The sequence below is a fragment of the Streptomyces sp. HSW2009 genome (genome assembly GCF_040240285.1).
Classification (GTDB): Bacteria; Actinomycetota; Actinomycetes; order Streptomycetales; family Streptomycetaceae; genus Streptomyces.
Genome location: NZ_JBEHZD010000567.1, coordinates 1 through 4,732 on the forward strand (window position 1 = coordinate 1; position 4,732 = coordinate 4,732).

At 76.6% G+C, this 4,732-nt stretch carries 1 protein-coding gene and 1 pseudogene; one reads left to right on the forward strand and one right to left on the reverse strand.

Features of this window, described 5'->3' with window-relative positions; genetic code table 11:
• Positions 1-382 precede the first annotated feature (382 nt).
• Positions 383-3,433, forward strand: coding sequence for a serine/threonine kinase C-terminal domain-containing protein (locus AAHZ94_RS28660; RefSeq protein ID WP_502964810.1), 3,051 nt, complete (start codon positions 383-385; stop codon positions 3,431-3,433).
• 360 nt (positions 3,434-3,793) lie between these two features.
• Here AAHZ94_RS28660 and AAHZ94_RS28665 read toward each other — a convergent pair.
• Positions 3,794-4,732 (reverse strand): annotated as a pseudogene (locus AAHZ94_RS28665) (hypothetical protein); the annotation flags it as partial.

Genomic DNA, 4,732 nt, shown 5'->3' on the forward strand with positions numbered 1-4,732 from the left:
CCCCCCGCGGAAACGCCTCCATCACCACCTGCCCCACGCACCCCTGGCAACCGCCGGAGTCCACCACCCCCCGCCAGCGGCCACTGCCCCCGGGCGCCCCCCCCGGCCCCCGCGCCCGGGGGGCGCGCCGGGCGGGGTTGACGGGGCTGCGGGGGCGCCTGCCGTACGGGGCGGGGCGGGGGCGGCGCCGTGCGGTCCGGCCGGGCGCGCCGGCTCCGCCCGGAGCGGTCCCGGCGGAGTCGACGGACCAGCCGGCACAAAGGCTCTGCGGCACGTATCGTGAAAACTCGCGGCCGTGGGTAGCGGTAAGGCACAGACAACAGACCAGATCTGACGGTTACGTGCGGTGAGCGACGGGCGAATCGCGCGCTGGGGAGGCGTCGTGGACGACTACGCGGGTCGGGTGCTCGCGGACCGCTATCGACTGCCGCTGCCACCCGCAGATGAGTACGAGTTCGTGGAGACCCGGGCCTTCGACACCTATAGCGGCCAGGAAGTCCTGGTCAGGCAGGTGCCGTTGCCGGAGGTCGTGGACGCCGAGGTGGTCACCGACGGCGCCTCGTACGCGGCGGCCGGCGCCGGCCACGGCGGCTACGGCGGGCAACCGGCGTACGGCGGGCCGGGCGGTGGCCACGACCAGTGGTACGGGGCGGGGCCGGGCGACGGCCTGACGGACCCGGCCGTGCGGCGGGCCATCGACGCGGCCACCGCCGCCGCCCAGGTGCCCGACCACCCCAGCCTCGACCAGGTCTTCCACGTCTTCGCCGAGGCCGGCAGCCTATGGATCGTCAGCGAACTGGTGCCGGCCAGGCCGCTGGCGGCGCTGCTCGCCGAGCGCCCGCTCAGCCCGCACCGCGCCGCCGAGGTCGCCGCCGACGTGCTGACCGCGCTGCGCGCACTGCACGCGCACGGCTGGACCCACCGCAACATCACCACCCGCACGGTGCTGGTCTGCGACGACGGCCGGGCGATGCTCACCGGCCTCGCGGTCGGTGCGGCCGAAGAGGCGCTGTGCGGTTACGACCCGGTGCCGACGGCGCTGCGGGCGCCCCGGCCGCGCAGGCCGCTGGACGACACGGAGTTCGGCCCCGGCGACGCGGCGCAGCGCGGCCAGCGGCGGGCCGCGTCCGATGAGCGCGGCGCCCCCGAAGGGCGGACCGACCACGGCGCCGTGCCGTCCGCCCGCCCCGGCGCGCCCCACACCGGCGGTGTCTTGCCGGCCGGCCGCGACCAGCGCGCACCCTTCGCGGCCGAGCCCCGCGACGCCGCGCCTGATGACTTTGATGCATCGGATGTGCCCGACGCGCCTGAGGTGCCTGACGCACCGCGCGCTCTGGACGCGTTCGGTGCGGTTCGCGCTGCGCACGCCGAAGGCGCCGGCAACGGGGCGGACGCCGCAGCAGGCGCGGCGACCGCCTCCGCACCTGGGCCCGGCCCGGCCCGAGCCCTGCCGGGCGGCGACCCGTCCCGCCCGCCCGCGGCGACGCCCGTGGTGCGGCGCGGACCCGCAGGCCCGGTGTACCGGGAGGGGGCCGCCGCGGCCGAAGGACCGGCGCCCGCTGACGGTTCGGCGGACGGCTCGACGGGCGGTCGGGCCGGCGCCGCGGAGCCGGAGCGTACGCCCACCCGCGCGCCGCGGGCGGGCGCCATCGCCGCCTACCGCGCCGCACAGGCGGCGGCCCGCGCAGCCATCGAGGACACGGACCCCGCACCCGGCACGGGCCCGCACGGCGACGACCGCGCCCGCGAACACGCCCCGACCCATGACGTCCGTGACCCGCGCGCCGCCCACGGCGAGACGCCTGACCCGCACGAGGCGTACGACCCGTACGGCGACGGCCACGACGGTGCCAGGGGCGCCGGCCCGGGCACGTCCGCGGCGGAGGCGGCAGGCCCGGGCGCGTACGCCGGGGGCGGCTACCCGGCGCCGGACGAGGACGGTACTGAATACGACGGTATCGATGGCATCGAAGGCGCTGACGGCGCTGACGGCTCCGACGGCACCGAGTACGACGACGCGGCGTATGACGACATGGCGTACGACGGGCCCGGGGCCGGTGAGTCGGCGTACGGCGTGCCCGACGGCGACGGCTACCGCGGGCCCGATTCGGCGCTCGCCGCGGAACGCGCCCGGCAGGCGCGCATCGTCGTGGTGGGCGCGGTCACCGAGCGCTGGGCGCCCGAACAGGCCGGCCCGGTCTACGAGAACTGGCGCCTGGCGCCCCCGGTCGGCCCGGCGGCCGACCTCTGGGCGGTCGGCGTGCTGCTCTTCCGCGCCGTCCAGGGCCACGCCCCCTACCCCGAGGACAACGCCGCCGAACTCGTCCAACTGGTGTGCGCCGAGCCGCCCGCGTACGCGGAGGAGTGCGGCGCGCTGCGCCCCGTCGTCGAGTCGCTGATGCGCCAGGACCCGACCGAGCGGCCGGACTTCGAGGAACTGCGCGGCTGGTTGCGCTCGCTCATCAGGTCGGCGCCCGAACCCGACGTCGGCAGCCGCACCGTCCCGGTGCCGCCGAGCGACCCGGGGGAGCCGGCCGACCCCAAGCGGCTGCCGATCCTGCGCCGGCGCGGCGAGTTGGTCCGCCGCCGCAGGGCCGCCGCCGCCCTGCACGGCCGCCACCGGCACAAGAAGGGCAGGCCACCGCGCGTACCCGAGCAGCGCCAGGCGCCGCAGGAGACCGCGCCCCGGCAGGAGAAGCACCTGCGGCTCGAAACCCACGAGTCGGCGCCGCCGCGCGAGCCGAGCACCCGGGCGCCGCGCAGCCTGGGCCGGTTGTTGCTGCTGTTCATCCTGCTGCTGCTCGCCGCGGGCGTGCTGTACGCGATGGTGTTCCTGCCCGACGGGGAGAAGGACGACGACGCGGACCGCGGCGCCGGGAGCAGCACGCACAGCGGCGCACCGCCCGTCACCGGCTCAGGCAAGAACGGCGACGCGCCGCCGATCGGACAGCAGCCGCAGTCCACCGACCCGGCCGGGCTGGCCAAGGGGTTCACGCTCCGCAAGGACCCGGGCGGCTTCCAACTCGCGGTGGCCGAGCGCTGGCAGCGCCGCGCGCCCAACGGCCGCGGCCAGATCCGCTACCTCGGCGACGACTACGAGATGATCGTGGTCCCCGGCCGCGACAAGACCGCCGAGTACGGCACCGACCCGATGAAGTACCAGCAGGACCTGGAGCCCGAGTTGGCCCCGTACCGCGACTCGGACTGGGCGTCGGCCAGCGGGCTGCGCCGGATCGACGTGGGCCAGACGGCGATGGCCGAGGGAGCGTTCGGCTGGAAGGACACCAGCGGTCGCCAGGTGTACGTGCGCAACCTCGCGATGATCATCAGCGGTCGCTACCACGTCGTCCAGATCATCGGCCCCGCCCACGCCCGCAACGCCGTCGACCGCTACTTCGACCAGGCGGCGGCCTCGTACCGGGCCACGGGGTGAGGTTGTTGCGGGTTGCGGGTTGCGGGCTGTGTAGCGGGTCGGTTCGCGTGCGGCGGGGCGGCGCGTTCCGGGTGAGTTAGGTGGGTGGGGCGGAGTGGGGTTGGGCTTGGGGCCGGGCCGGGGCTTGGGGGCTGGGACCGGTTGGCGTGCCGCCTCCTCCGCGGGCCGCGGTGCCGGGCGTCAGACGGCGGGCATGAGGCGCTCAAGCGGCAGGCGCCCGACGCGCGGGCGCGAGGCACCAGCCGTTCAACCACCAGCCGTTTTTTAAGCACCAGGCACTCAAGCACCAGGCACGCAAGCACCCGACGCTCAGGCGTCAGTCACTCAGGCGCCCGGCTCTGTCGTCGCGCCGGTGGTGGGCTACTCGGAGGCGGGCGGCTTGGTGGAACCGGCGGGCTTGGCGGGCTCCTTGGGCCCGTCGGGAGTGGCCGCGTCGGTGGGAGCGCCGCCGGTCGGGGTGGTGCCTTCGGCGGGGGCCGTCGGCTGATCCGTGGCTCCGGGGTCGGTTTCGACACCGGCGCGTCCGTCCGTGTCGATGCGGAGTTGGTCGCGGGCGACGGCGAACATCCGGTCCTGTTCGGTGCGGTGCGGCGCCGTGCCGGTGGTGTCCACGCGGAGCTGGTAGACGCGGTGTGCGGCGCCGGGTACGAAGAGTTCGAGGCGGCGGCGCTGTTCCCGCTTGCCGCGGATGCGGTAGTCGACCTCGATCCAACGGGCCGGCTGCCCGTACCAGTCGAGCGTGTGGCGCCGGGTGCGCACGTCCTCCATCGAGGAGTCCTGCGTGTCGCGGTACCAACTGATCTGCTGCTCGGACGCCTCGGCCGCGGTGTCGCCGAGTGCCGTGTCACGCGTGAGTCCGATGGTGAAGGCGCGCTGGTCGCCGCCGGTCCAACTGGCCTCGGTACGGCTCGTACCGCCGGCCCGGAAGCCGTCCGGGAGCGCCACCTGCGCGGTCAGCGGCCCGTGGGCGGTCAGCCGCCAGCCGGCGGGCAGCGCCGGGCGCGGCGCACCGGTCGGTGCTTCGGTCGGCGTGGGCGCCGCGCTGGTCGCGGGTGCGCCGCTGGTCGGCGGTGCGGTACTGGCCTGCGGCGGCGGTGCGGCCTCGTCGTCCTTGAGCGGCCCGGTGAGCAGGTACACGCCCGCCCCGACCACGACCACCAGCGCGCCCAGCGCCCCGAGCGCGACCCCCGGCCGGATGCTGCCCCACGGGCCGCGCCGCGCGCCGGCCCCGCCGCCGGCCACCACCGGGTCGGCCGGGTTGCTCGTCGCGCCCGCGCCCGCGCGCGGCCCGGGCCCCGG